23 protein-coding genes are annotated in these 24,979 nt (G+C 65.4%); 4 read left to right on the top strand and 19 right to left on the bottom strand.

From position 1 onward, the window contains the following. Nucleotides 1-27 precede the first annotated feature (27 nt). From IP92_RS11130 to IP92_RS11160, 7 genes are all read right to left on the bottom strand, one after another. Nucleotides 28-1,353, bottom strand: coding sequence for an MFS transporter (locus IP92_RS11130; RefSeq protein ID WP_145874600.1), 1,326 nt, complete (start codon nt 1,351-1,353; stop codon nt 28-30). Between the two features lie 291 nt (nt 1,354-1,644). Next, nucleotides 1,645-2,778 carry a CmpA/NrtA family ABC transporter substrate-binding protein gene (locus IP92_RS11135; protein ID WP_145874601.1) on the bottom strand — a complete coding sequence of 378 codons (1,134 nt, stop codon included), beginning with the start codon at nt 2,776-2,778 and terminating at the stop codon, nt 1,645-1,647. A gap of 33 nt (nt 2,779-2,811) precedes the next feature. Continuing rightward, entirely contained in the window at nt 2,812-3,411 is a 600-nt protein-coding gene (locus tag IP92_RS11140; protein ID WP_145874602.1) for an ANTAR domain-containing response regulator, read from the bottom strand. 143 nt (nt 3,412-3,554) lie between these two features. Continuing rightward, nucleotides 3,555-4,427, bottom strand: a complete 873-nt coding sequence (locus IP92_RS11145) for an ABC transporter permease (RefSeq protein WP_145874603.1) — start codon at nt 4,425-4,427, stop codon at nt 3,555-3,557. Further along, a complete protein-coding gene (locus IP92_RS11150) occupies nt 4,424-5,257 on the bottom strand; it encodes an ABC transporter ATP-binding protein (RefSeq protein ID WP_145874604.1) in 834 nt (277 codons plus the stop codon). The genes IP92_RS11145 and IP92_RS11150 overlap by 4 nt, the downstream gene beginning before the upstream one ends. A 1-nt stretch (nt 5,258) precedes the next feature. After that, nucleotides 5,259-6,254 carry an ABC transporter substrate-binding protein gene (locus IP92_RS11155; protein WP_145874605.1) on the bottom strand — a complete coding sequence of 332 codons (996 nt, stop codon included), beginning with the start codon at nt 6,252-6,254 and terminating at the stop codon, nt 5,259-5,261. Nucleotides 6,255-6,264: 10 nt separating this feature from the next. Beyond that, on the bottom strand, nt 6,265-7,167 hold the full coding sequence (locus IP92_RS11160; protein ID WP_145874606.1) for a TauD/TfdA dioxygenase family protein: 903 nt from the start codon (nt 7,165-7,167) through the stop codon (nt 6,265-6,267). A 156-nt stretch (nt 7,168-7,323) separates the two neighbouring features. On the opposite strand from IP92_RS11160, the gene IP92_RS11165 reads away from it, so the two are divergent. After that, nucleotides 7,324-7,935 (top strand): DUF2238 domain-containing protein, encoded by a 612-nt coding sequence (locus tag IP92_RS11165; protein ID WP_145874607.1) that lies wholly within the window; start codon nt 7,324-7,326, stop codon nt 7,933-7,935. Here IP92_RS11165 and IP92_RS11170 read toward each other — a convergent pair. The 10 genes from IP92_RS11170 to IP92_RS11215 form a co-directional block, all read right to left on the bottom strand. Next, nucleotides 7,922-9,487: a UdgX family uracil-DNA binding protein gene (locus tag IP92_RS11170; RefSeq protein WP_145874608.1), complete on the bottom strand. Its 1,566-nt coding sequence runs from the start codon at nt 9,485-9,487 to the stop codon at nt 7,922-7,924. The genes IP92_RS11165 and IP92_RS11170 overlap by 14 nt on opposite strands. Then, entirely contained in the window at nt 9,484-10,713 is a 1,230-nt protein-coding gene (locus IP92_RS11175; RefSeq protein ID WP_145874609.1) for a putative DNA modification/repair radical SAM protein, read from the bottom strand. The genes IP92_RS11170 and IP92_RS11175 overlap by 4 nt, the downstream gene beginning before the upstream one ends. Before the next feature lie 109 nt (nt 10,714-10,822). Continuing rightward, complete coding sequence (gene can, locus IP92_RS11180) at nt 10,823-11,485, bottom strand: carbonate dehydratase (protein ID WP_145874610.1); 663 nt, start codon at nt 11,483-11,485, stop codon at nt 10,823-10,825. 229 nt (nt 11,486-11,714) lie between these two features. Then, a complete protein-coding gene (gene dnaJ / locus IP92_RS11185; RefSeq protein ID WP_145874611.1) occupies nt 11,715-12,830 on the bottom strand; it encodes a molecular chaperone DnaJ in 1,116 nt (371 codons plus the stop codon). Between the two features lie 244 nt (nt 12,831-13,074). Continuing rightward, complete coding sequence (gene dnaK / locus IP92_RS11190; protein WP_145874612.1) at nt 13,075-15,033, bottom strand: molecular chaperone DnaK; 1,959 nt, start codon at nt 15,031-15,033, stop codon at nt 13,075-13,077. A gap of 82 nt (nt 15,034-15,115) precedes the next feature. Next, complete coding sequence (grpE, locus tag IP92_RS11195; RefSeq protein WP_145874613.1) at nt 15,116-15,676, bottom strand: nucleotide exchange factor GrpE; 561 nt, start codon at nt 15,674-15,676, stop codon at nt 15,116-15,118. A gap of 253 nt (nt 15,677-15,929) precedes the next feature. After that, nucleotides 15,930-17,039, bottom strand: coding sequence for a ferrochelatase (hemH, locus tag IP92_RS11200; RefSeq protein ID WP_145874614.1), 1,110 nt, complete (start codon nt 17,037-17,039; stop codon nt 15,930-15,932). A gap of 123 nt (nt 17,040-17,162) precedes the next feature. After that, the gene (gene recN / locus IP92_RS11205) at nt 17,163-18,809 is read right to left on the bottom strand and encodes a DNA repair protein RecN (RefSeq protein WP_145874615.1); all 1,647 of its coding nucleotides are present in this window, start codon (nt 18,807-18,809) and stop codon (nt 17,163-17,165) included. Nucleotides 18,810-18,820: 11 nt separating this feature from the next. Then, nucleotides 18,821-19,720: an NAD kinase gene (locus IP92_RS11210; protein ID WP_145874616.1), complete on the bottom strand. Its 900-nt coding sequence runs from the start codon at nt 19,718-19,720 to the stop codon at nt 18,821-18,823. A 237-nt stretch (nt 19,721-19,957) separates the two neighbouring features. Beyond that, nucleotides 19,958-20,836 carry a DUF3667 domain-containing protein gene (locus IP92_RS11215; protein WP_229418721.1) on the bottom strand — a complete coding sequence of 293 codons (879 nt, stop codon included), beginning with the start codon at nt 20,834-20,836 and terminating at the stop codon, nt 19,958-19,960. Between the two features lie 152 nt (nt 20,837-20,988). Here IP92_RS11215 and IP92_RS11220 point away from each other — a divergent pair, with 152 nt between their 5' ends. The 3 genes from IP92_RS11220 to gloA all read left to right on the top strand — a co-directional run bounded on the left by IP92_RS11220 (nt 20,989) and on the right by gloA (nt 23,087). Then, on the top strand, nt 20,989-21,255 hold the full coding sequence (locus tag IP92_RS11220; RefSeq protein ID WP_145874617.1) for a hypothetical protein: 267 nt from the start codon (nt 20,989-20,991) through the stop codon (nt 21,253-21,255). 40 nt (nt 21,256-21,295) lie between these two features. Next, nucleotides 21,296-22,597 (top strand): PQQ-dependent sugar dehydrogenase, encoded by a 1,302-nt coding sequence (locus IP92_RS11225; RefSeq protein WP_145874618.1) that lies wholly within the window; start codon nt 21,296-21,298, stop codon nt 22,595-22,597. Between the two features lie 79 nt (nt 22,598-22,676). Beyond that, entirely contained in the window at nt 22,677-23,087 is a 411-nt protein-coding gene (gloA, locus tag IP92_RS11230) for a lactoylglutathione lyase (RefSeq protein WP_145874619.1), read from the top strand. Between the two features lie 106 nt (nt 23,088-23,193). Here the strand turns inward: gloA and IP92_RS11235 are convergent, their stop codons facing one another. Both IP92_RS11235 and IP92_RS11240 read right to left on the bottom strand, forming a co-directional pair. Further along, a complete protein-coding gene (locus tag IP92_RS11235) occupies nt 23,194-24,495 on the bottom strand; it encodes a TolC family outer membrane protein (RefSeq protein WP_145874620.1) in 1,302 nt (433 codons plus the stop codon). Nucleotides 24,496-24,640: 145 nt separating this feature from the next. Then, a complete protein-coding gene (locus IP92_RS11240; protein WP_145874621.1) occupies nt 24,641-24,964 on the bottom strand; it encodes a rhodanese-like domain-containing protein in 324 nt (107 codons plus the stop codon). Between the last annotated feature and the right edge of the window lie 15 nt (nt 24,965-24,979).

The following is a 24,979-nucleotide window of genomic DNA, read 5'->3' on the forward strand; positions in this document are numbered from 1 at the left end:
ACTCCAGCAATCAGTAGCAATCAGTAATCAAGCGGTGGCCGGTGCCAGCGCGTGTTCCGCATTCGTCGCGGCGGAGAACCGCGCGGCGATCGCGCACACGGCCGACAGCACGACGAAGAAGCCGAGGATCGACAGCGTGTGCTGCGTATCGCCGACGCCCTTCATCAGGAAGCCGGCAGCGACGGCGCCGACGTTGCCGCCCGCGCCGATGATTCCCGTGACGCCGCCCAGCGCGCGCTTGTCGACGAATGGCGTCAGCGCGTAGGTGGCGCCGCACGCCATGTGCACGCACAGGCCGAACGACAGCATCGCAACGATCGCCATCGCCACGCTTTCCGAGTGGGCGAACCAGATCAGGCCAGCGCCTTCGCCCAGCATCAGCACGAACAGCAAGGTGACTCGGCCATTCAGGCTGCTGCGCAGGGCCATCTTGTCGGACACGAAGCCACCCAGTGCGCGGGCGAACAGCGCCAGCAGGCCAAAGCTGCCGGCAGCCAGGCCGGCCTGTTTCAGCGACAGGCCGAACTTGTCGACGTAGTAGGTGGCGGCCACGTTGTGGATGAACAGCTCGACGCCGAAGCACGCGGCGTAGGTGACGAACAGCAGCCAGACGCGGTAGTTCGCGGCGGCCAGCTTGAAGCTGTCCCAGCCACCTTTCTTGCCGCCTTCGATCTCGATGCCCGCGGCGCGCAGCTCGGCGTAGTTACCCTGCGGGCAGTCCTGCGTGAAGTTCCAGTACAGGACGCCGACGACGATCATCAGCACGCCCGGCACGATCAGCGCGAGGCGCCAGCCCATCGTTTCGGACACGCCCAGCATCAGGATCGCGGCCAGGATCAACGGCATCGTGGCTTGCGTGACGCCGCCGCCCGCATTTCCCCAGCCGGCCGTTGCCGCGTTGGCGGTGCCGACGACGCGCGGGCCGAACATCACGGACGTGTGGTACTGCGTGACGACGAAGCTGGCGCCGATCGCACCGATCAGCGTGCGGAAGAACAGGAAGCCTTCGTACGACTGCGCGGCGGCGACGCCGAACACGGGAATCGCACCGAAGATCAGCAGCGCGGTGTGTGCCTTGCGGGGGCCGAAGCGGTCGCACATCGGGCCGATCACCATCCGCACGAGGATCGTGATGGCGACGGCGGCGATGTTGATGTTGGCGATCTGCGCCGGGGTCAGGCCGAATTCGCCTTTGATGACTGGCATCAGCGGGGCGCACGCGAACCAGGCGAAGAAGCAGGCGAAGAACGCCAGCCAGGCGAGGTGGAAGGCGCGCATCTGTGGCGTGGCGAGCGAGAACAGCTTGATGCTGTCGGCCTTGCGGGCTGACGTGCTCACAGCGTTGGTCGTCATTTTTTATCCCTGTCTTGAGAAACAAAAAAAAAGGCGTCCGGGCGGTCCCGCGCCACACGTGTTGGTGCGCAGGTACCGCTCGGACGCCGTTGTCCTGATGCCGCCCCGTCGTTGGGCCGGCTGTGCAATGTCAGGAGATCGCCATTGACCTCTTGCCCTCTACTTTGCAAGAGCCGTGCCAGCCCCGGCGGGGCCGCATTCAGAGGGAGAGCTTTTCAATAACAGGGGGAGAAAGGGAGCGGCGTGCAAGTTTGCGGTGCAGCGCCGCCCGGCTTTGGTGCAATGCAGCGTTCAGCGCTGGTGGAGGGGAAACGAGGCCGCGTAACGGGCCGGATCCCGGCCGTTCCACACGCGGCCATCGATCAATGTCGAGCTGCGCAGCGTCTCGTGCGGCACGGCCACGCCGGCCAGTTCGGCCGCCTCGCGGTACAGCCGCAACTGGGTGACGGCCTGCGCGACTTCCAGGTAATCCGGGTCGGCGCGCAGCAGGCCCCAGCGGCGGAACTGCGTCATGAACCACATGCCGTCGGACAGCCATGGGTAGTTCGCCTGCCCGTCCTGGTGGAAGCGCAGCGGGTGCTCGTCCTGCCACGCGCGGCCCATGCCATTCTCGTAATGACCGAGGATGCGCGGCAGGATCACGGCCTTGTCCGTGTTGACGTAGGTGACGCCGGCGATGATTTCGGCGGTGGCGCGGCGGTTCGCGTCGCTGGCATCAATCCAGCGGCTCGCTTCCAGCACGGCGGCGATCAGCGCGCGGCACGTGTTCGGGTGGGCGCGCACGAAGTCCAGCGACGCCCCCAGCACCTTCTCGGGATGGTCGGGCCAGATCTGCTGGCTCGTCGCCGCCGTGATGCCGACGCCGTCCATCACGGCGCGGTGGCCCCACGGCTCGCCCGCGCAAAAGCCGTCCATATGACCTTCGGAGAGGTTGTAGACCATCTGCGACGGCGGCAGCGTGATGGCGCGCGCTTCCTTCATCGGGTGGATGTCGAAGGCGGCCAACCAGTAATACAGCCACATCGCGTGGGTGCCGGTCGGGAAGGTCTGGGCAAAGACGTACTGGCGCCCGTCCTGGCGCATCAGCGCGGCCAGGCTGGCGCCGTCGGTGGCGCCCTCCTCGGCCAGGCGGCGCGACAGCGTGATGGCTTGCCCGTTGCGGTTCAGGTTCATCAGCACGGCCATGTCGCGCCGCTGCGCCCCGATGCCCAACTGGGTGCCGTACACGAGGCCGTACAGGGCCTGGGCGGCATCGAGTTCGCCGGTCATCAACTTGTCGCGCACGCCGGCCCACGAGATTTCGCGGGACAGCGCGATGCGGATGCCGTGCTTCTCGTCGAAGCCCAGCACGGACGCCATCACGACCGACGCGCAGTCGGTCAGCGGGTTGAATCCGATGTTAACGGTGGTTTTTTCGATCTGCATGTCTGTCCCGCCGGGGCGCACCAGCTTTGTGCATCAGCCCAGCAAGTCCTCCACGTCCAGGATGCGCTGGGCGATTTCCGCCAGCTTCAGGTTCTTGTTCATCGCCATCGTCCGCAGGCGCTGGTAGGCCTGGTCCTCCGTCATGCCGTGACGAGTCATCAGGAGGCCCTTGGCGCGGTCGACGACCTTGCGCTCGGCGAGCTTCAGCTTGGTGTCTTCCAGCTCGTCCAGCAGCTTCTGCTCCTTGCGAAAGCGCGCCAGCGCCACGTTCAGCACGGGCTTGATGCGCTCCGGCTGCAGGCCGGCAACGATGTACGCCGAGACGCCCGCCTCCAGCGCGGCTTCCATCGAGGACTGGTTGTCGTCCTCGGTAAACATGACGATGGGACGGCGCTCGTCGCGCGTCGCCACGACGATGTGCTCCAGCACGTCGCGCGCATCGGATTCGGCGTCGACGATGATCATATCGGGCTGCAGCCGGGCGACCCGCTCCGGCAGGTGGAAATCGGCAGGCAGCGACGCGACGAGCTCATAGCCCGCCTCGGTCAGGCCGGCATGCAGCGCGGCGGCACGCTGCGACGCTTCCCTTTCCTGGGGTGGGTGAACGAGGACGATGCGGAGATTGCGGCTCATGCCTCATTGCAGAGCAAGAATCGCGCCAGCTTATTGCCGAGCTCGTGTCACTGGTGCCAGGCACCGGTGACACGAACTCGGCCGTTATGTCCCGCCGGACCTGTGGTCCGGCTGCCTGGCACCAGGGGACACGAACTCGGCCGTTATGCGCCGCGCATACCCCAGCGCTGCACGGTGGCGCGCTCCAGCGTGGCGAACAGCAGGTGTTCGATGGCCAGGCCGATCAGGATCACGGCGGCCAGGCCGGCGAAGACCTTGTCGGTGTACAGCTCGTTGCGGTTCTGGAAGATGTACCAGCCCAGGCCGCCCTTTCCGGACGATGCGCAGAACACCAGTTCCGCCGCGATCAGCGTGCGCCACGCGAATGCCCAGCCGATCTTCAGGCCGGACACGATCGCCGGCAGCGCGGCCGGCACGAGGATCTGGACGACGAACGGCAGGCCCGCCAGGCCGTAGTTGCGGCCCGCCATCCGCAACGTGGTTGGGACGGACTGGAAGCCGGCATAGGTGCCCAGCGCCAGCGGCCACAGCACGGCGTGGACGATGACGAACACGAGGCTCGCATTGCCGAGGCCCAGCCACAGCATCGCCAGCGGCAGCAGCGCGATTGCCGGCAGCGGGTTGAACATCGCGACCAGCATCTCCAGCAGGTCGCGGCCCAGCCGGGTCGACGCGGCCAGCGCCGTCAGCACGAACGCCAGCGCGATGCCGGCCGCATAGCCCTGCACGAGCACGGCCAGCGACACTTCCACCTTCCGCAGCAGCTCGCCGCTGGCGATCCCCGCGGCGAACGCCCGCGCCGTCTGCAGGAACGTGGGCAGCAGCAGGTCGTTGTCCTGCCAGCGGGCCGCCAGCTCCCACACCAGCGCCAGTACGGTCAGCAGCACGCTCTTGCGCAGCCAGCCCTGCCGCCACAGCCGCTGTGCAACTGGCAGGCGCCGTTGCAGCGACGCCGGTTCGGCCGGCGCCAGCTCGTACAGGAACTCCTGCCGGATCGGCGGTTCGAGGGCGCTCATAATGCGATCCTTTCCGCCGTCTCTACATGCGACTCCGGTGGCACGCCGAACAGCAGATCGTGGGTGCGCTCCACGGCTTGCTGGAACTCGGCGCCCCCGGCGCTGTGCAGCCCAAACTGGTGGCTATTGAGCTCCGCACGCACGCGGCCCGGATGGGGCGACAGCAGCAGGATGCGGTTGCCGACGACGAGCGCTTCCTCGATCGAGTGCGTGACGAACAGCAGCGTGAACGGCGCCTCCGCCCACAGCCGGATCAGCTCTTCCTGCATCGTGCGGCGCGTCAGCGCATCGAGCGCGGCGAACGGCTCGTCCATCAGCAGCACGGCGGGCTGCATCGCCAGCGCCCGCGCGATCGCCACGCGCTGCTTCATGCCGCCGGACAGCGTGTGCGGATACGCATGCTCGAAGCGCTCCAGGCCCACGCGGGCAATCCAGTGCCGGGCGCGCTCACGGGCCTCGGCGCGGCCGGCACTCTTCGACGCCAGTAGCGGGAACATCACGTTCTGCAGCACCGTCTTCCACGGCGGCAGCTGGTCGAATTCCTGGAACACGGCGATGCGGTCCGGGCCCGGCCGCGTGACGACGTGGCCATTCAAACTGACCGTGCCGGCCGCCGGCTGCAGGAAACCGCCGACGGCCTTCAGCAGCGACGACTTGCCGCAGCCCGAAGGCCCCAGCAGTACGAAGCGGTCGCCGCCGAACACGTCGAAGTCCACGTCCTGCGTGGCGCGCACGGCGTGGTCGCCGCTGCGGTATTCCAAGGTAACGCCGCGGGCGCGCAGCAGCGGCTCCGCTTGCGCGTGGGGACGCACGACCTGCAATGGCGCCATGTCAGCTCCCCTGGTCGACCAGCGGGTCGTCGAAGAAGTAATCGCGCCAGCTGGCCGGCTTGTTCTTCACGGCGCCCACGCGGTGCATGAATTGCGCGATCGGCAGCGTGTTTTGCGGCGCGATGCGGAACTGCACCTCCGGGCTCCTGAAGACCTTCAACAGCAGGTTGCGATCGACCTTGCTCTGGTTGACCTTCAGGTAGATGTCCGCCGCGCCTTCCGGGTTCCTCGCCGCATAGTCGGCCGCTTCGGCGAGCGCCTGCACGAACGAGCGGTACGTCTTCGGGTTCTCCTTGCGGTACTTCTCGGTGGCGTACAGCAGCGTCGACGACGACGGCCCGCCCAGCACATCGTACGAATTGAGCACGATGCGCGCGTTGCGGTTCTGCGCCAGTTCCTGTTCCTGGAACGGCGGCGTGCCGAAGTGGCCGCTGATCTCCGTGCCGCCGGCGATGATCGCGCTCGCGGCATCGGGATGGGGCAGCGATTGCGTCAGCTTGTCGAGGCGGGCGAACTCCTTGTCGCCCCACTGCTTCGCGGCGGCCATCTGCAGGATGCGCGATTGCACCGACACCGTAACGGCCGGCAGCGCGATCCGGTCCTTGTCCGTGAAGTCGGCGATCGACTTCACCTTCGGGTTGTTCGACACGAGGTAGTACGGGAAGCTGCCCAGCGCCGCGACGCCCTTCACGTTGTGCCGGTCCTTCGTGCGGTCCCACAGCGTGATCAGCGGGCCGACGCCCGCACCGGCGATGTCGATACTGCCGGACAGCAGCGCATCGTTGATGGCCGCGCCGCCGGACAGCTTGGTCCACTCGACGGCGATGTCCACGCCGTTGCGCTTACCGTATTTTTCAATGAGCTTCTGTTCCTGCGCGATATTGAGCAGCAGGTACGTGACGCCGAACTGTTCGGCGATGCGGATGCGGCCTTCCGCATGGGCGGCGGTGGCCAGCACCAGGGCGGCGATGGCGGTCGAGAGCTTCAGTGGTTTCATGTTCTTCGTGTCAGTATGGGACGTCGCCTTCGATGGTGGTGCGATACAGCTTGCGGCGCTGGTCCGGCGGGCAGCCTGCCGCCAGGTGCATCAGCGAGCGGTTATCCCAGAACACCATGTCGTGCGGTTGCCAGCGGTGGCGGTAGATGTGCTGCGGCTTCACGCTGTGAGCGAACAGTTCCTTCAGGAGCGCATCGCTTTCGTCCCGCGGCAGGCCGATGATGCGTGTGGTGAAATGCTCGCTGACGAACAGCGCCTGCCGCCCCGTTTCCGGGTGCGTGCGCACGACGGGATGCACGACGGGTTTGACCTCGTCGATCTGCGCCTGCGTCAGGTGCGGCCGCCATGGGCTGCGGCGTTGCAGCTCGGCGTACTGCTTCAGGTAGCTGTGCTCCGCGCGCGCATGGCGGATCGCGTTCTTCAGCGCTTCGGGCAGCGTGTCGTAGGCCAGGTGCACGTTGGCGAACAGCGTATCGCCGCCTTCTGCCGGCAGCTCCTGCGCGTGCAACAGCGAGCCGAGGCTGGGCTTTTCCTTGTACGACAGGTCGGAATGCCAGAAATGGCCTGCGTCGCCCAGGCCGATCGGTTTGCCGTCCTCGATGATATTCGAGACGACAAGGACTTCCGGAACCCCCGCCAGCTGGAAATTCCTCAGCACATGGATCTGCAAAGGACCAAACAGGCGGGAGAAGGCGACCTGCTGTTGCGGCGTGATGCGCTGGTCCCGGAACACCAGTACGTGGTGCTCAAGGTGGGCGGCATGCAACCGCAACAGAGCTCTGCGTGAGAGGGGCCGCGCCAGGTCGAGGCCAATCACTTCAGCGCCAAGGGGACCTTCGAACGGGCGGATGTCCAGCGAAACGTTCAGGGGGACTGATCTGGCATCATGGACAGCACTCAAAACAGCAGACATGTGTTGCGCTCCAGCTGACGGGGTCGGAAGCTCGCCGGGCCCCACGTTTTCCACGTGCCGCGGTGCCTGACGAGTGAATCCAGTCTATGCCTGGCCACTCATGATGAAAACGAATCCTTTTTGATATTAATATGCGCATTTTGACCAAGGGATTCCATGCGTCCGCTGCACCTCTCGCTGTGCCTCATCCTCGTTGCCGTGCTGGCGTGGTCCGGCTTCGCGCCATATGACCGCGTCACGTGGTGGCTCGAAGTGCTGCCCGTGCTGATCGCAGTGCCCGTGCTGGCGCTGTCGTACCGGCGCTTTCCGCTGACGGACATGCTGTACGTGCTGATCGTGCTGCACGCGATCGTGCTGATGGTAGGCGGCGCCTACACGTATGCGCGCGTGCCGTTCGGCTTCGAGCTGCAGCACTGGCTGCACCTGCAGCGCAATCCGTACGACCGGATCGGCCACTTCATGCAGGGCTTCGTGCCGGCGCTGGTGGCGCGCGAGATCCTGCTGCGCGGCGGCCACGTGACGGGGAGGCGGATGCTGGCCTTCTTCTGCCTGTGCATCGTGATGGCGATCAGCGCGTGGTATGAGCTGGTCGAATGGGCGGCGGCCGTCGCGCTCGGCCAAGGGGCGGACGAATTCCTCGGTACGCAGGGCGACCAGTGGGACACGCAATCGGACATGTTCATGGCGATGATCGGCGGCGCGTGCGCGCTGCTGCTGTCGCGCTGGCACGACCGCGCGCTGGCGGCGCTGCAACTCAGCCGGCGCTAGGGTCGGTGCTCGGGTCGGCGCTGCCGCCTTCGGCCAGCCGCTGCGCCGTCTTCAGCGCCGCGACGATCGCGGCAAACGCCGCGTGGCGGGACTCGCGGTCCGGCACGCGCAGCGCATACGACGGGTGGTACGTGACGACGACCCAGCGGCCGTCGTGCTGGAACGGCTGGTCCATGTAGTCCTTCATCGTCACGCTGCCGCTTTGCAGGATCGACTTCAATGCGGTGCTGCCCAGCGCGACGAGGACATCGGGCGCGATCGTCTCCAGCTCCGTCTCCAGCCAGTAGTGGCAGGCCATCACTTCCTTCTGCGCGGGCGTCTTGTGCAGCCGGCGCTTGCCGCGCGGCTCCCACTTGAAGTGCTTGACGGCGTTCGTCACGTAGACCTTGCGGCGGTCCATGCCCGCTTCGTCCATCGCCTTGTCCAGCAGCTCGCCGGCGGGGCCGACGAACGGCTTGCCGGCCAGGTCCTCCTGGTCGCCCGGCTGCTCGCCGACGAGCATGATCCTGGCGCGCCGGGCGCCCTGCCCGGCCACCGCCTGCGTGGCGTTCTGCCACAGGTCGCAGCGGCGGCATTCGTCCAGCGAGCTCGGTTGCTGGCGTTCCGGCGCGGCCTTCTCGGCGCTGATCGGAATCGCCGTGCCGCCGCGCTTGCCGACGGTGTCGAGCTGCCCCACCTTGCGCGCGCCGGCCGCGGCCTGCGTGACCATGTGCGGCACGACGGCCGCCTCGGGCAGGTTCTTCCAGAAGCGCTGGCGGATGTGACCGTGCATGATGTCGGCGTTCAGGCGGGCGGGGTTGAAGATGCTGCGGTAGTAGGTGAGCCACAGCGCCTCGCCGGCATCGGCGAAGTCCGCCGCCGTCTTTGCCAGCGCGTCCCCCGTGTGCAAGGTGGCGCCGTCCCACAGCACGGTGGCCTCGGGTGTGGCGATCATCCAGCTGGTCTTGCCCATCCGTTTCGCGAAGTGCTCGGCCACTTGAGGCAGCACGTCGTGCGCCGGTTCGAACCACGCGACGAAGCGGGGCTCGCCGGCATCCAGCGGCCGCTCGCGAAAGCGCAGGTAGGCATGCATATCGTGTTCTTCGTGCCGCACGGCCTTCACCATGTGGTGCAGCCGGGCGCCGTCGACATCGGCCATCGAGATCACCTCGTGTTCGCCGCGGTGCCAGCGCCACAGCACGCGGTAGAGGAACGCCCAGCGGTCGGGCGCGCGATAGCAGGAGGCGCTCCGCAGCATCTCCATCAACCGCCGGGAGACGACCGGCGGCGTTGTGGCGATGAGGGGCGGCGGGTCCGAGGGACATTCGGGGGTTTGAGCGTTTACCGTCACCTCCGCGTTCACTTCCACTTCAACTTCGACTTCCACTGCTACGGGAGGCATTCCGCTCAGCAGGTCACCGCCGCCATCCTGCCCTGACCATTGTACGGATTCGGGCGGCACGTGGCGCACGATCAGAGCCCGTGCGGCCGCGCGCCATGCGTCAAAACTGCCGGCCGGAACCGGCTGCCCGGACAGCGCCAGCGCAACAGGGTCGAGCGCCGGTACGCTCATGCCGCCTGCAGTTCCGGGAACAGCGCCATCTGCTCGGGCACGTCGGCCATCGCACGGCGCAGCGCATCGGACGGCGCGGTATCCTGCGCCGGGCGGTAGTCGGCCGTGACGATGAACGGTGCCACCTTCTTCATGCTGCACTTCAGCCGCGCCAGGTCGGCCCAGCGCACCTGCCGCATGCGGCGCAGCTCGACGATGCGCTGCGCGTTCTTCAGACCGATGCCGGGGATGCGGGCGATCATCTGCGGCTCGGCGCGATTGAGGTCCATCGGGAAGTGCTCGCGGTGCGTCAACGCCCAGGCCAGTTTCGGGTCGATGTCGAGCGGCAGGTTGCCGGAGGCGGGCAGCAGTTCCTTCACCTGGAAACCATAGCCGCGCAGCAGGAAGTCGGCCTGGTACAGGCGGTGTTCGCGCAGCAGCGGCGGCGGCGCGGCCGGCACGCTCGACGGGCTTTCGGGGATCGGACTGAACGCCGAGTAGTAGACACGTTTCAGCTTGTAGCTGCCATACAGCGTCTCGGCCGTGGTGAGGATGCGCGCATCGTCGCTGGCATCGGCGCCGACGATCATCTGCGTGCTCTGCCCGGCCGGCGCGAACTTCGGCGCCTTCGGCTCGGCTTCCTTCTCGTCGAGCTTCAACCGGATGCTGCCCATCGCCAGCTTGATCGTGTGGACGCTCTTTTCGGGCGCGAGCTTTTGCACGCTGTCCTGCGTCGGCAGTTCGATGTTGACGGACAGCCGATCCGCATACCGCCCCGCTGCTTCGATCAGCGCGGGATCGGCATCGGGAATCGTCTTGAGGTGGATGTAGCCGCGGAACTGATGCACCTCGCGCAGCTCGCGGGCGACGGCAACCAACTGCTCCATTGTGTAGTCGGCGGACTGGATGATGCCGGAGCTGAGGAACAGGCCGTCGATGTAATTACGCAGATAAAAATCGACGGTGAGCTTGACCACTTCCTGCACGGTGAAGCGGGCGCGCGGCACGTTCGACGTGCGGCGATTCACGCAGTACTGGCAATCGTAGATGCAGAAATTCGTCAGCAGGATCTTCAGCAGCGACACGCAGCGGCCGTCCGGCGTGTAGCTGTGGCAGATACCCATCCCGTTCGTCGCGCCGAGCCCGTCCTTGCCCTCGGACGAGCGCTTCGGCGCACCGCTGCTGGCGCACGACGCGTCATATTTCGCCGCGTCGGCGAGGATTTCCAGTTTGTCGATCAACTCCATGGCGCCGCCCTGCTGTATGGGCATACAGTATAAGCGAACTATTGTTCAGGACAGCGTGCACGCGCCAACAAAAAACCGGGTCAAGCCCGGTTCTCTGTACGTCTTTCTGTCAGGCGCTGTAGTGGTTCAGGCGCGCCTGCAGTTTCGGTGGCAGGTCGGACAGCTGGCTGACCGTCATCTCCAGGTCGTGCAGGTGGCCGTCCTTCAGGCCGTACACCCAGCCGTGCACCGAGACTTGCTGGCCGCGGTCCCAGGCGTCCTGCACGATCGTTGTCGAGCACACGTTGATGACTTGCTCGACCACGTTCAGTTCGACCAGCTTCTCGCTGCGCACGCGCTCGTCCAGCACGGTGCCCAGGTAGCGCTCGTGCTTGGCGCTGACGTCGTGCACGTGGCGCAGCCAGTTGTCGACGAGGCCCACGCGGGCGCCCGTCAGCGCGGCGTGCACACCCTTGCAGCCGTAGTGGCCGACGATGATCACGTGCTTCACCTTCAGCACGTCGATCGCGAACTGCAGCACGGAGAGGCAGTTCAGGTCGGAGTGGACGACGACGTTGGCGATGTTACGGTGCACGAACACGTCGCCCGGCAGCAGGCCAAGCAGTTCGTTCGCCGGCACGCGGCTGTCGGAGCAGCCGATCCACAGGTATTCGGGCGAGGCTTGGGCAGCCAGGCGCTTGAAGAATTCCGGGTCGCGCTCGACCATCGAGTCGGCCCAGCGGCGGTTGTTGTTCAGGAGATCCCGCAGGTCGGAAGGCTTGGTGTCGCTCATGATATTCCTTTCAGACGTAACAAAGCCGCCGTTCGCCGGGGTGGCAAAGCGGCGGCCGTGAATTGCTGGCCGATAGTTTAACTGATTCCGAGGCTGTTGACCGAACGTGCTTTTGTTTGCGGGTGGGCGGAGCTGTTCAAACCAGAAGCGTAACCCTGGGGTCAGACCCGACGGGTCTGACCCCGGCTCTTGCCGTTGGTTTTAGCAAACGCCGCCGGCCCACATGCAGTTATTCAAAGAAGTCCTTGACCTTATCCATCCACGTCTTCGACTGCGGCGAGTGCTTCGCCCCACCCTCGGTCGTCGACCGCTCCAGCTCACGCAGCAGCTCCTTCTGCTTCTCCGTCAGCTTCACCGGCGTCTCGACGACGACGTGGCAGAACAGGTCGCCCGGGTAGCCGGAACGCACGCCCTTGACGCCCTTGCCCTTCAGGCGGAACGTCTTGCCGGACTGGGTGCCTTCAGGCACCGTGAACGACACCTTGCCGGACAAGGTCGGCACTTCGATCTCGCCGCCCAATGCCGCCTTCGCGAACGAGATCGGCATCTCGCAATGCAGGTCGTCGCCTTCGCGCTGGAACACCTGGTGCGGCTTGATGTGGATTTCCACGTACAGGTCGCCCGGCGGCCCGCCGTTGGTGCCTGGCTCGCCGTTGCCGGACGAGCGGATGCGCATGCCGTTGTCGATACCCGCCGGGATCTTCACTTCCAGCGTCTTGTTGCGCTTGATGCGGCCGGCGCCCGAGCACGCGGGGCACGGTTCCGGAATGATCTTGCCGGTGCCGTGGCACTTCGGGCACGTTTGCTGGATGCTGAAGAAGCCCTGCTGCATGCGTACCTGGCCGTGGCCGCCGCACGTCGAGCAGGTGACCGGCGACGTGCCGGGCTTCGCGCCGGAGCCGTGGCAGGTATCGCACTTGTCCCAGGCCGGCACGCGGATCGTCGTGTCGAAGCCATGCGCGGCCTGCTCCAGCGTGATCTCGAGGTTGTAGCGCAGGTCGGCGCCGCGGTACACCTGCGGGCCCGCGCTGCGGCGGCCGCCACCGAAGATGTCGCCGAAGATGTCGCCGAACGCATCGCCGAAGCCGCCGGCGCCGAAGCCGCCGCCGCCCATGTTCGGATCCACGCCCGCGTGACCATAACGGTCGTAAGCCTCGCGCTTTTCCGGATTGGTCAGCATCTCGTAGGCTTCCTTGACTTCCTTGAACTTCTCTTCCGCCTCTTTGTTGTCCGGGTTGCGGTCCGGGTGATACTTCATCGCGAGCTTGCGATAAGCCTTCTTGATCTCGTCTTCCGAGGCGTTTTTCGCCAGACCGAGAGTCTCGTAATAATCACGCTTTGCCATGTGCAGGCACCTAACTGAACTGAATAGAAGGGAGACTGTAGCAGGACGACGCCGTTGCCGCCACCTGCCGCCGCCGTCCACTGACCAGTGCGACGGTGGCGTTGTGAAACAACCTCAAAAACCCTGCCGATTATGCAAAAACGCCGAGCGGGCACCGTGCTACGGCCGCTCCGCTCGGCGGGGTCAGACTTGCGGGAACCTCAGGTTCCACGGCCGAAGTAGACTGGGTTCGCGCTGGCAGGACTTATTTGTTGTCCTTGACTTCCTTGAAGTCGGCGTCCACCACGTCGTCCTGCTGCGCACGGTTGTCGGAACCGCCAGCCTGCTGCTGCTGCTGCGCGCCCGCTTCGGCACCGCCACCCGCTGCGGCTTGCTGCGCCTGCATGTCGGCGTACATCTTCTCGCCCAGCTTCTGCGCGGCTTCCGTCAGCGTGGCGATCTTGGCGTCGATCGATGCCTTGTCGCCGGACTTGATCTCGCCTTCCAGTGCGCTGATCGCGGACTCGATCTTTTCCTTCTCGCCCGCTTCCAGCTTGTCGCCGTATTCGGTCAGCGATTTCTTCGTCGAGTGCACCAGCGCGTCGGCCTGGTTGCGCGACTCGGCCAGTTCCTTCACCTTCTTGTCTTCTTCGGCGTTCAGCTCGGCGTCTTTCACCATCTTCTGGATTTCCTCTTCGGACAAGCCGGAGTTCGCCTTGATGGTGATCTTGTTTTCCTTGCCGGTGGCCTTGTCCTTCGCGCCCACGTGCAGGATGCCGTTGGCGTCGATGTCGAAGGTCACTTCGATCTGCGGCGTGCCGCGTGCCGCCGGCGGGATGCCTTCCAGGTTGAACTCACCCAGTGCCTTGTTGCCGGCCGCGATTTCACGCTCGCCCTGGTAGACCTTGATGGTCACCGCGGGCTGGTTGTCATCGGCCGTCGAGAACACTTGCGAGAACTTGGTCGGGATCGTCGTGTTCTTGTGAATCATCTTCGTCATCACGCCGCCCAGCGTTTCGATACCCAGCGACAGCGGGGTCACGTCCAGCAGCAGCAGGTCCTTGCGGTCGCCCGACAGCACGGCGCCCTGGATCGCGGCACCGACGGCCACGGCTTCGTCAGGGTTCACGTCCTTGCGCGGATCCTTGCCGAAGAACTCCTTCACTTTTTCCTGCACCTTCGGCATACGGGTCATGCCGCCGACCAGGATGATGTCGTCGATGTCGGAAACCTTCACGCCGGCATCCTTGATCGCGGTGCGGCACGGTTCGATCGTCTTGGCGATCAGTTCCTCGACCAGCGACTCCAGCTTGGCGCGGGTGATCTTCAGGTTCAGGTGGACCGGCGCGCCGTTCGCCATCGCGATGTACGGCTCGTTGATCTCGGTCTGCTGCGACGACGACAGCTCGATCTTCGCGCGCTCGGCCGAAGCCTTGATACGCTGCAGCGCGATCGGGTCCTTCTTCAGGTCCAGGCCGTTGATCTTCTTGAACTCTTCGATGATGTAGTCGATCACGCGCTGGTCGAAGTCCTCGCCGCCCAGGAACGTGTCACCGTTCGTCGACAGCACTTCGAACTGCTTCTCGCCATCCACGTCGGCGATCTCGATGATCGACACGTCGAACGTGCCGCCACCCAGGTCATACACGGCGATCTTGCGGTCGCCCTTGTCGGTCTTGTCCAGGCCGAACGCCAGCGCAGCGGCCGTCGGTTCGTTGATGATGCGCTTCACGTCCAGGCCGGCGATACGGCCGGCATCCTTGGTCGCCTGACGCTGCGAGTCGTTGAAGTACGCCGGCACCGTGATGACGGCTTCGGTGACTTCCTCGCCCAGGTAATCCTCGGCGGTCTTCTTCATCTTGCGCAGCACTTCCGCGGAGATCTGCGGCGGCGCCAGCTTCTTGTCGCGCACACCGATCCACGCGTCGCCGTTATCGGCTTTCATGATCTGGTACGGCATCAGGGAGATGTCCTTCTGGACTTCCTTCTCCTCGTACTTGCGGCCGATCAGACGCTTGACGGCGAACAGGGTGTTTTTCGGATTGGTGACGGCCTGGCGCTTGGCCGGCGCGCCGACGAGGATCTCGCCGTCGTCCTGGTACGCGATGATGGAAGGCGTGGTACGGGCGCCTTCTGCGTTCTCGATGACCTTCGGCTGGCCATTCTCCATGATGGCGACGCAAGAGTTGGTCGTGCCCAGGTCGATACCGATCATTTTGCCCATGGTTTGTTCTTCCTTTGAACTGATTAGTTTCTGAATGTTTCTTATATGCGGAAAAGCTTCTTACATTTCAAGTGCTTGGAGATCACTTCGGCTGGGCAGCCGTGACGATCGCGGGCCGCAGCAGACGGTCGGCAATCGTGTACCCCTTCTGCAGTACGGCGACAACGGTATTGGCTTCCTGCTCGGCGGGCACCATCGCGACGGCCTGGTGCCGGTTCGGGTCCAGCTTGTCGCCGACGTTCGGAACCACTTCGAGGAGGCGATTGCGCTCGAACGCGGAGGTCAGCTGTTTCAGCGTCATCTCGACGCCTTCCTTCAGCGATTCCAGCGTGGGCGCTTCGACCTTCAGTGCCATCTCCAGGCTGTCCCGCACGGGCAGCAGGGCTTCGGCGAAGCTCTCGACGGCGAATTTGTGGGCTTTGGCCACGTCTTCCTGGGCGCGGCGGCGGATGTTGTCGCCTTCGGCCTTGGCACGCAGGAAGGCTTCATGCATCTCGGCCAGCTTGGCTTCGGTCGCGGACAGCTGCTCTTCCAGGCTCGGGGTCGCCGCGCCATCCGCGGGAGCCTGCTGCTGGGACGCTGCCTGCGCCGGCTGCTGCGCTTCCTCGGGATTCGGGCTGGCCTGGTTTTCCTGGTCTTGCATCGTGTGACTCCTACAAATCGTGTTTGTTTGACATTGCTCTTGCTGCACCCGTCGAATCTGGGGATACCCCTAACGTTTTCAAGGATATTTCTCGGAATAAGTCGGTGCTGCAGCTAACAATTTGCCGACGAATCGGTGCCGCGCCAGGCGTGAGGGCCCGGCGCAAGCTCGGCAGACTGGCTATTTTAACAGGCTGGCACTCACCGTCGGCAAGTGCTAACAGCCTGTTTTTATGACAATTGTTGCAGGAGTGTCAGTCGGCGGCGCCCAGCGCCAGCGCGCGCTCGCGGCCGATGGCGGCGTCCTGCTGGCGCAGCGTGCGCTCGGCGGAGCCGGCCATCGTCGGCCAGCCGATCATGTGCTGCTCGGCGATTTCGGCCAGCGCGGCGATCCAGGCCGGGCTTTCATTGAGGCAGGGGATGTAGTGGAAGTCCTTGCCGCCGGCCGTCAGGAAGTCGTGGCGCACTTCCATCGCGATCTCCTCCAGCGTCTCGAGGCAGTCGCTCGTGAAGCCGGGGCAGATCACGTCGATGCGGCGCACGCCGTCCCTGCCCAGCTGCTGCACGGTGGGCGCCGTGTAAGGCTGCAGCCATTCGGCGCGGCCGAAGCGGGACTGGAACGTGACGAGGTAGTCGCTGTCGCGCAGCTTCAGCTTGGCGGCCAGCAGGCGGGCCGTCTTGTGGCACTCGCAGTGGTACGGGTCGCCCAGCAGCAAGGTACGCTTCGGCACGCCGTGGAAGCTCATCACGAGCTTCTCACCGCGGCCATGCTGCTCCCAGTGCGCCAGCACGTTCTGGCGCAGCGCCTCGATGTAGGCCTCGTGGTCGTGGTAGTTGCGCACCAGGCGCAGCTCGGGGATGTTGCGCACCTTGCCGAAGTGATTGAACACCGCGTCCCAGATCGACGCGGTCGTCGTGCCGGAATACTGCGGATAGGCGGGCACGATGGCGATGCGTTCGCAGCCGTCGGCCTTCAGGCGGTCCAGCACGTCCGGCAGCGACGGCGTGCCATAGCGCATCGCCATCGCCACCGTCACATCCTGGTGGCCGCGCGCCTGCAGCGCCTCGTGCAGCAGCATCGCCTGGTTCTGCGTGTGGATGCGCAGCGGCGAGCCGTCGGCCGTCCAGATCGACGCATATTTTTTTGCCGACTGGCCGGAGCGGAACGGCAGGATGACGCCGTGCAGGATAAACCACCAGACAGCCCGCGGAATTTCAACCACGCGCTGGTCGGACAGGAATTGCTTCAGATAGCGGCGCACGGCGCCACGGGTAGGCTCGTCGGGCGTGCCGAGGTTGACCAGCACGACGGCGCTGCCGCTGGCGGTGCCGTGCCGGTGAGGAGGTTCTTTCGCGAAGGCCATGGAATTGTTCTGATCATCTGAGAGGCTACGATTATATGCGGCGCACTGCCCCGGCGCTCTCGCATGCCCGCATGACAACAGTTCCAACGGCCGAGGCCGTTAGCGCATGCAGCCGTACGGGATTCAGGACGCCAGCAGCTCGCGAGCGTGCTTGCGCGTGGTGGCGGTGATTTCGAGGCCGCCCAGCATGCGGGCGACTTCTTCGACGCGGGCTTTCGGGTCCAGCACTTCGATGCGCGACGCCGTCTTGCCGTTCGCGAGCGTGCTCTTCGCCACCTGGAAGTGGCTGTTGCCCTGGCTGGCCACTTGCGGCAGGTGCGTCACGCACAGCACCTGGCGCTCCTGGCCCAGGCGCTTCAGCAGGCGGCCCACCACTTCGGCGACGCCGCCGCCGATGCCGCTGTCGACCTCGTCGAAGATCAGGGTCGGCACCGTCGTCGCGTTCGACGTGATCACGGAGATCGCCAGCGAGATGCGCGCCAGTTCGCCGCCCGATGCCACCTTGGCCAGCGGCCGCGGTGCGACGCCGGCGTGGCCGGCAACGAGGAATTCCACCTGCTCCAGGCCCTTCGCGGAAGGCTCGCAAGGATTCAGCGCCACTTCGAAGCGGCCGCCCGTCATGTTCAGGTCCTGCATCGCTTTCGTGACGGCGTCGCTGAGCGCCCGCGCGGCAACGGCCCGCGTCGCGGACAACTTCTGCGCCACCACCAGGTAGTCGTCCTTCAGCTTTGCTTCCTGCTTGCGCAAGCCTTCGATGTCCGTCGCATCGGCCAGCTGGTTCAGTTGCGCCGCGAGGCGGGCGTGTTCGGCCGGCAGGTCGTCCGCATCGACGCGGAACTTGCGCGCCGCCGAATGCAGCGCCTCCATCCGCGCATCGACTTCGCGCAGGCGTCCCGGATCCAGCTCGACGCGATCCAGGTACGTGTTCAACGCGTACGCCGATTCCTGCAGCTGGATGCGGGCCGACTCGATCAGGTCCACCACCGGCTGCAGCTCCGCATCGACGGACACCAGCTTGGCCAGCTTCGTGTTCAGCGACGCCAGCTGCGACACGATCGGCTGTTCGTCCGCTTCGGAGATGACGGCCAGCGCTTCCTGCGCTCCTTCCAGCAGGCTGGCCGCGTGCGACAGGCGGCTGTGCTCGTTGCCGATCTCGGTCCACTCGCCCGGTTTCGGTGCCAGCTTGTCCAGCTCGCCCACCTGCCATTCCAGCCGCTCGCGTTCGAGCAGCACGTTGGCCTGGTTCTTCTCGAACTCTTCGAGCTGTTTCGCCAGCGCGCGCCAGGCCTTGTACGCCGCCGCCACTTCCTTCGTATGCGCGCCGGCCTGGTTGTCCAGCAGCTCGCGCTGCGCCTCCGTCTTCAGCAGCGACTGGTGGGCGTGCTGGCCGTGGATGTCCACCAGCAGGTCGCCCAGCTCGCGCAGCTGCGCGGCCGTCGCCGCGATGCCGTTGATGTACGCCTTCGAGCGGCCCGCGTTGTCGATCACGCGGCGCAGCAGGGCACCGCCATCGTCGGACGTGAATTCATGTTCGTCGAGCCATGCGCGCGCCTGCGCACTGACGGCGAAATCGGCCGTGATGTCCGCCTTGGCTGCCCCTTCCCGCACCACGCTGGCATCGCCCCGGCCGCCCAGCGCCAGGGTAAGCGCATCGATCAGGATCGATTTGCCTGCGCCCGTTTCGCCGGTGAAGACGGTGAAGCCGGCGGAGAATTCCAGTTCGATCGAATCGACGATGACGAAGTCGCGGATGGACAGTGTACGCAGCATAGTTCTCGTAGTTAGATTTTCCCGTCGCCGGACGGATACTCGTTCCAGTGCAGTTTCTCGCGCAGCGTGTGGTAGTAGCTCCACCCTTCCGGATGCAGGAACGTGATCGCGTGCGGCGAGCGGCGGATGTGGATGCGGTCTTGCGGCACCAGGCTGGCAAACGTTTGCATGTCGAAGTTCAGCGTGATGTCGCGCCCGCGCTTGACCTCGATCGTGATATCGCTGGAGTCGGGCAGCACGATCGGCCGGTTCGACAGCGCGTGCGGGGCGATCGGCACGAGCACCATGCCGCCCAGGGTCGGATGCAGCAACGGCCCGCCCGCCGACAGCGCATACGCCGTCGACCCAGTGGGCGTGGAGACGATCAGGCCGTCCGAGCGCTGGTTGTACATGAACTGGTCGCCCACCTCCACGCGCAGTTCCACCATGCCGGACCCGGCACCGCGCGCGACGACGACGTCGTTCACGGCGAGGCCCACGTGGATCGGCTTGCCGTCGCGGACGACAACGCCTTCGAGCAAGGTGCGCCGCTCCGCCTTGTGGGTGCCGGCAAGAATGCGGCCCAGCACCGGCAGCATGCCTTCGAGCGGGATGTCCGTCATGAAGCCCAGGCGGCCCTGGTTAATGCCGATCAGCGGCACGTCGTACGGTGCCAGCTGGCGGGCGATGCCCAGCATCGTGCCGTCGCCGCCCATCACGATCGCGCAGTCGACGTGCTCGCCGATTCCCTGCGCGCTCATCGCGGGGATCTCGGGCATGTTCAGGTGCGCCGCCGTGTCCGTCTCGAACACGACGCTGAAGCCGCCCTCTCGCAGGAACGCGAGGACATCGCGCACGGAATCTTCGATGCCGGCCGTATTGGGCCGGACGACCAGCGCGATCGTGTTGTACATGGCAGGAGTGGCGGTCATAGGGAGCTCTTCGGTTACAGGTGGCCCGCCGGTTCCGGCGCGGCGGCACGGCGAAGGGTACCCCACTCCGTGCAATATCGCCATTGTAGTGCGATGCCGTAGTGCGATGCCGTAGTGCCATGTCCTAGTACGTGCCCATACCGGCATTGCCAACCCAAGCCTGTCCTCCCCGAAGAACGCTCACGATTACTGTATATATAACCAGTATAAAGTGCCGCGGACGGTTGTGCAAGAAGGTCAATGCGCCAGCGCGACGCCGAGGAACATCGCGACGATGACGGCCGCCAGCAGCGACAGCATGTGCAGCACGATCAGCAGGAACCAGCGCCACGCCGTGCCCCACTTGCCCTTGCGGTACACGCGCTGCATCGCCCACGGCAGGTAGCCCAGCAGCCAGCAGAACAGCACGAACTTGAAGAAGCCGTCCGGCACCAGCACGAACGCGGCCAACAGCACGAACGCGAATGCGTTGGCATGCAGCGCGAACAGCAGGTGCTCGCCGTAGCGCCGTCCCGTGCCCAGGTACAGGCCTTTCAGGTACAGCGCGAACAGCGGCATCAGGCAGAACATCGCATACGGCGCGTAATGAAAGAAGCTGTCGGAGATCGCTTTGCCCTTCTGCTCGGCGGACAGCTTGTCGAAGCGGTCGACCACGTGCCGCAGCCCCGGTGCCCCGCTCTCGACAAGCGTCGGCAGATCGGTATGGTGTTCGCTGCCTTCCGCCGCCGGTGCCGTGGCGGCAGGCCGCTCCGCCGCGGGCTTGCCGAAGTCGACGATGCTCATGCCGGAAAAGCGGATCAGCGCGAAGAACAGGATCGACAGCGTCAGGTACAACCGCAGCGGCTCCACGTAGCGCCGGCGCCGCCCGGCCAGGTATTCGTTGGTCAGCGCTCCCGGGCGGAACAGCAGCCGCGCGAACGTGCCCCACAGCCTTCCTTCCAGCGCCACGTAATGGCCGACGAACTCGTGGGCGAATTCCATGAAGCTCGGCATGTGCAGGCGCGTCTCCTGACCGCAATGGGAGCAGTAGTTGCCCGCCGTGGCGGTACCGCAATTGCGGCAGTGGGCGGGAGCATCGTCGTGCGCGTCGGCGGTGTGGCGGATTGCGGGTTTCAAGCGGGGCCTTTCATCGGGGTCGGTGCGTCATGCTAACCAGTCCATGCAAAAAACGCACCATCGAATGGCCCAAATGCAACACTCCAAGCGGGCGACCGGCGGCGGACGAAGCCGATATGATGCGATTCAGATAAGAATTGGAGGAATACGCGATGAGCGAACCGAATTCGAAGGACCGCCAGGTCAATACCGACGTCCACATCGACGACACGGCCGGCAAGCGCCTGCCGCATGAACGCGACGAGTCGCCCGAGGGCACCCAGCATCACAAGGAACGCACCCGCATCGAGCAGGCCGCGCGCGACATCGAGCAAGGCCTCGTCGATACCGACCTGCGCGAAACGCGCGGCATCCAGAAGGCGCCACCGGGCAACGGGACGCCGGAAGCCGACCCGCTGCCCGTGATCAAGCGCGACTGATCACGCAACCGACCATCCACCGGAAGAACAAGAACACGCCATGAAATCCTTCTTCGCGATCGGCGCCCTGCTCGCCTCGGGCGGCGCCGTGCTTGCCCAGCAATACCCGGCCGGCTGGGGCCCGAATCCCCAGCTGCCCGAACCGCAGAAATCGCTGATTCCGACCGTGAACGTGGCGGCCACCGACGTGTGGAAAGGCGACGAAAAACCCGTCGCCGCGCCCGGCTTCACGGTGACAGCCTATGCCCGCAATCTCGACCATCCGCGCTGGCTGTACGTGCTGCCGAACGGCGACGTGCTGGTGGCCGAGACCAACGCCCCGCCCAAGCCCGAAGACAGCAAGGGCGTCAAGGGCGCCATCATGAAGCACATGCAGAAGAAGGCGGGCGCCGTCACGGAGTCGGCCAACCGCATCACGCTGCTGCGTGACGTGGATGCGAACGGCATGGCGAAGACGCGCACCGTGTTCCTGAAAAACCTGAGCTCGCCGTTCGGCATGGTGCTGGTCGATAAGGACTTTTATGTGGCGAACTCCGATGCCGTGGTGCGCTTCCCCTACGAGGAAGGCAAGACGGCGATCACGGCCGCCGGCGTCAAGGTGATGAGCCTGCCGGCAGGCCCGATCAACCATCACTGGACGAAGAACATCACCGCGAGCCCGGATGGCAAGTACCTGTACATGACGGTCGGCTCGAACTCCAACGTGGCCGAGAACGGCATCGACAAGGAAGAAGGCCGCGCCGCCATCTGGCAACTGGAACGCGCCACCGGCAAGTCGCGCCTGTTCGCGACCGGCTTGCGCAATCCGAACGGCATGGCGTGGGAACCGAAGACGAAAACGCTGTGGACCGTCGTCAACGAACGCGATGAACTGGGCAATGACCTCGTGCCCGATTACCTGACGTCGGTAAAGGACGGCGGCTTCTACGGCTGGCCGTACAGCTGGTATGGCCAGCATGTGGACCAGCGCGTCAAGGACCAGCGTCCGGACCTCGTCGCCAAGGCGATCGTGCCGGACTACGCGGTGGGCGCCCACACGGCCTCGCTCGGCCTGGCGTTCTACGACGGCAAGCTGTTCCCCGCCAGCTACCAAGGCGGCGCGTTCATCGGCCAGCACGGCTCGTGGAACCGCAAGCCGTTCTCCGGCTACAAGGTGGTGTTCGTGCCGTTCGCGGACGGCAAGCCCGCCGGCCCGCCGGTGGACATCCTGACGGGCTTCCTGTCGAAGGACGAGAAGGCCAAGGGCCGTCCGGTCGGCGTCGCCGTCGCGAAGGATGGCGCGCTGCTGGTCGCGGACGATGTCGGCAATACGATCTGGCGGGTGGCACCGAGCGGGCACTGAACCGGTACCGGGCTGGCCCTGAGCGCGGCCGCCGAAAAACCCCTACAATCGCGGCTTTACGCTTTGACGAAAGAACAGCATGCGCATCCTGCACACGATGCTGCGGGTCGGTGACCTGCAGCGTTCCATCGACTTCTACACCAAGGTGCTCGGCATGAAACTGCTGCGCACCAGCGACAACCCCGAATACCAGTACACGCTGGCGTTCGTCGGCTACGGCAACAACCCGGATCACGCGGAACTGGAACTGACGTACAACTACGGCGTCGACAAGTACGACCTCGGCAACGCCTACGGCCACATCGCGATCTCGACGGAAAACATCGTCGAGGCCTGCAACGCCGTCAAGGCGAACGGCGGCAACGTGACGCGCGAGCCGGGCCCCGTCAAGGGCGGCACGACGGTGATCGCCTTCGTCACCGACCCGGACGGCTACAAGATCGAGCTGATCGAGCGCTCGTTCCAGGGCGAAGGCGGCGGCCTGCGCTGATCCCGCGCCCCATGCAAAACGCCGGCTTCCGCCGGCGTTTTTTTATTGCTGAGCTGGTCGCTAAACAACACCGGGGACAGTCCCCGGTCTAGAAAAACAACAGCGGTCAGTTCGTCAGCAGCGCGTTGACCGGCGCGAGGTCGTCTTCCTTCAGCGTGCCGGCGGCGGCCTTCAGGCGCAGGCCGTTCATGATCGTGTCGTAGCGGGCTTTCGCCAGGTCGCGCTGCGTCGAATACAGCTGGCGCTGCGCGTTCAGCACGTCGATGTTGATCCGCACGCCCACCTGGTAGCCCAGCTTGTTCGACTCCAGCGCGGACTTGCTCGACACCTCCGCCGCTTCCAGCGCCTTCACCTGCGCCAGGCCGCTGTTCACGGACAGGAATGCCTGCCGGGCGTTCTGCGCCGCGGTGCGCTTGTTCGCTTCGAGGTCGTTGCGCGACTTTTCCTCCAGCGCGATCGTCTCGCGTACCTTGCTGGTGACGGCGAAGCCGTTGAAGATCGGTACGTTCCACGAGATGCCGATCGAGTTGCCGCGCTGGATGCCGTTGGTCGGCGGGCTGTCGCGCGTCGACGATGCCGTCAGGTCGACGGTCGGCAGGTGGCCGGCACGGTTGCGGGCGATCTCGCGCTTTGCGATCTCCACGTTCAGGCGCTGCAGCGCCACGGCGAAGTTGTCCGACTCGGCCGCCGAAATCCACGGCTCGATAGTGGCGGGCTGCGGCGGTGCGATCGTCACGCCGGCACGCAGCGTGGCCAACGTGGACGGTGCCGTGCCGATGATCTGCTGCAGCGCCGTACGGGCCACTTCCAGCGCGTTGATCGCGGCGAATTCCTGGGCGACGACGAGGTCGTACGCGGCTTGCGCCTCGTGCGTGTCGGTGATCGTCTGCGTGCCCACTTCGAAGTTGCGCTTCGCCGACGCCAGCTGCTCGGTCGTGGCGGACTTCTGCGCCTGGATCGACGCCAGGTTGTCCTGCGCCGTCAGCACGTCGAAATAGGCCTGGGCGACGCGCACGATCAGGTCTTGCTGCGCCTGGGCGAACTGCACTTCGGCCTGCGCCTGCGACAGCTTGCTCTGCTCGTACTGCTGCCACGACGCGAAGTTGAACAGCGGCTGGGACAGCGCCAGCACGTAGTGATTCTGGTGCGAGTCCGCACTCACCTTGCCGAGGCCGGCGCGCTCCTGGTCGCCGTAGAAGCGCGAATGCGTGCCTTGCAGCGCGACCTGCGGCAGCAGCAGAGAACGCCCCTGGGTGATCCGCTCCTGTCCAGCCGTCAGCGAATTGCGCGCACTGGCGTACGTGGCGTCGTTCGCCAGCGCTTGCTGGTAGACTTGGATAAGATCGGCCGCCTGTGCGTTGAGCGTGAATGCGCTGGCGAGCAGTGCGGCGATAAGGGGTCTCTGCATTGCTATCTCCGTTGGAGTCGTTAAGAGTTTTTCGGTTTTCTGGTGCTGAATATCGCTGAAAAGCCGCTTAAAACGGCTTCTTATTTCTGAAAACTATTCCCCGCCGGCTGAGTACGGAATTCCTCCGTACTTCGCCTGTACCTCCTCAGTACTTCGGCATCGACGGGTCCACCTGCAACGCCCACGCGTGGATGCCACCCGTCAGGTTCGTCACCTTCGGGAAGCCATGCCGCTCCAGGAACGCCGCCACGGACAGGCTGCGCGCGCCGTGGTGGCAGATGCACACGATTTCCGCATCCTCGTCCAGATCGTCGATGCGGGCCGGAATGGTCTGCATCGGGATCAAGGTCGCACCTTCCAGGTGGCAGGTGTCGTATTCCCAATTCTCGCGCACGTCCAGCAGGACGGGGCGCGGGCGGGTATCATCGGCCAGCCATGCGGCCAGCTCCGGAGCGGTAATGTGCTGCATCGTCGTGCGTGCCGG

This window comes from Pseudoduganella flava (assembly GCF_007830495.1).
In the GTDB taxonomy this organism is placed as follows: Bacteria; Pseudomonadota; Gammaproteobacteria; order Burkholderiales; family Burkholderiaceae_D; genus Rugamonas; species Rugamonas flava.

Excerpts from the sequence above, each read along its gene's own strand:
- IP92_RS11140 (WP_145874602.1), bottom strand. The coding sequence starts at position 3,411 with ATGAGCCGCAATCTCCGCATCGTCCTCGTTCACCCACCCCAGGAAAGG.
- IP92_RS11220 (WP_145874617.1), top strand. The coding sequence starts at position 20,989 with ATGAGCGAACCGAATTCGAAGGACCGCCAGGTCAATACCGACGTCCAC.
- IP92_RS11135 (WP_145874601.1), bottom strand. The coding sequence starts at position 2,778 with ATGCAGATCGAAAAAACCACCGTTAACATCGGATTCAACCCGCTGACC.
- IP92_RS11130 (WP_145874600.1), bottom strand. The coding sequence starts at position 1,353 with ATGACGACCAACGCTGTGAGCACGTCAGCCCGCAAGGCCGACAGCATC.
- IP92_RS11235 (WP_145874620.1), bottom strand. The coding sequence starts at position 24,495 with ATGCAGAGACCCCTTATCGCCGCACTGCTCGCCAGCGCATTCACGCTC.
- IP92_RS11155 (WP_145874605.1), bottom strand. The coding sequence starts at position 6,254 with ATGAAACCACTGAAGCTCTCGACCGCCATCGCCGCCCTGGTGCTGGCC.
- IP92_RS11225 (WP_145874618.1), top strand. The coding sequence starts at position 21,296 with ATGAAATCCTTCTTCGCGATCGGCGCCCTGCTCGCCTCGGGCGGCGCC.
- IP92_RS11160 (WP_145874606.1), bottom strand. The coding sequence starts at position 7,167 with ATGTCTGCTGTTTTGAGTGCTGTCCATGATGCCAGATCAGTCCCCCTG.
- IP92_RS11210 (WP_145874616.1), bottom strand. The coding sequence starts at position 19,720 with ATGACCGCCACTCCTGCCATGTACAACACGATCGCGCTGGTCGTCCGG.
- can (WP_145874610.1), bottom strand. The coding sequence starts at position 11,485 with ATGAGCGACACCAAGCCTTCCGACCTGCGGGATCTCCTGAACAACAAC.
- dnaK (WP_145874612.1), bottom strand. The coding sequence starts at position 15,033 with ATGGGCAAAATGATCGGTATCGACCTGGGCACGACCAACTCTTGCGTC.
- grpE (WP_145874613.1), bottom strand. The coding sequence starts at position 15,676 with ATGCAAGACCAGGAAAACCAGGCCAGCCCGAATCCCGAGGAAGCGCAG.
- IP92_RS11170 (WP_145874608.1), bottom strand. The coding sequence starts at position 9,487 with ATGAGCGTACCGGCGCTCGACCCTGTTGCGCTGGCGCTGTCCGGGCAG.
- IP92_RS11165 (WP_145874607.1), top strand. The coding sequence starts at position 7,324 with ATGCGTCCGCTGCACCTCTCGCTGTGCCTCATCCTCGTTGCCGTGCTG.
- dnaJ (WP_145874611.1), bottom strand. The coding sequence starts at position 12,830 with ATGGCAAAGCGTGATTATTACGAGACTCTCGGTCTGGCGAAAAACGCC.
- hemH (WP_145874614.1), bottom strand. The coding sequence starts at position 17,039 with ATGGCCTTCGCGAAAGAACCTCCTCACCGGCACGGCACCGCCAGCGGC.
- IP92_RS11150 (WP_145874604.1), bottom strand. The coding sequence starts at position 5,257 with ATGGCGCCATTGCAGGTCGTGCGTCCCCACGCGCAAGCGGAGCCGCTG.
- IP92_RS11145 (WP_145874603.1), bottom strand. The coding sequence starts at position 4,427 with ATGAGCGCCCTCGAACCGCCGATCCGGCAGGAGTTCCTGTACGAGCTG.
- recN (WP_145874615.1), bottom strand. The coding sequence starts at position 18,809 with ATGCTGCGTACACTGTCCATCCGCGACTTCGTCATCGTCGATTCGATC.
- IP92_RS11175 (WP_145874609.1), bottom strand. The coding sequence starts at position 10,713 with ATGGAGTTGATCGACAAACTGGAAATCCTCGCCGACGCGGCGAAATAT.
- IP92_RS11240 (WP_145874621.1), bottom strand. The coding sequence starts at position 24,964 with ATGCAGCACATTACCGCTCCGGAGCTGGCCGCATGGCTGGCCGATGAT.
- gloA (WP_145874619.1), top strand. The coding sequence starts at position 22,677 with ATGCGCATCCTGCACACGATGCTGCGGGTCGGTGACCTGCAGCGTTCC.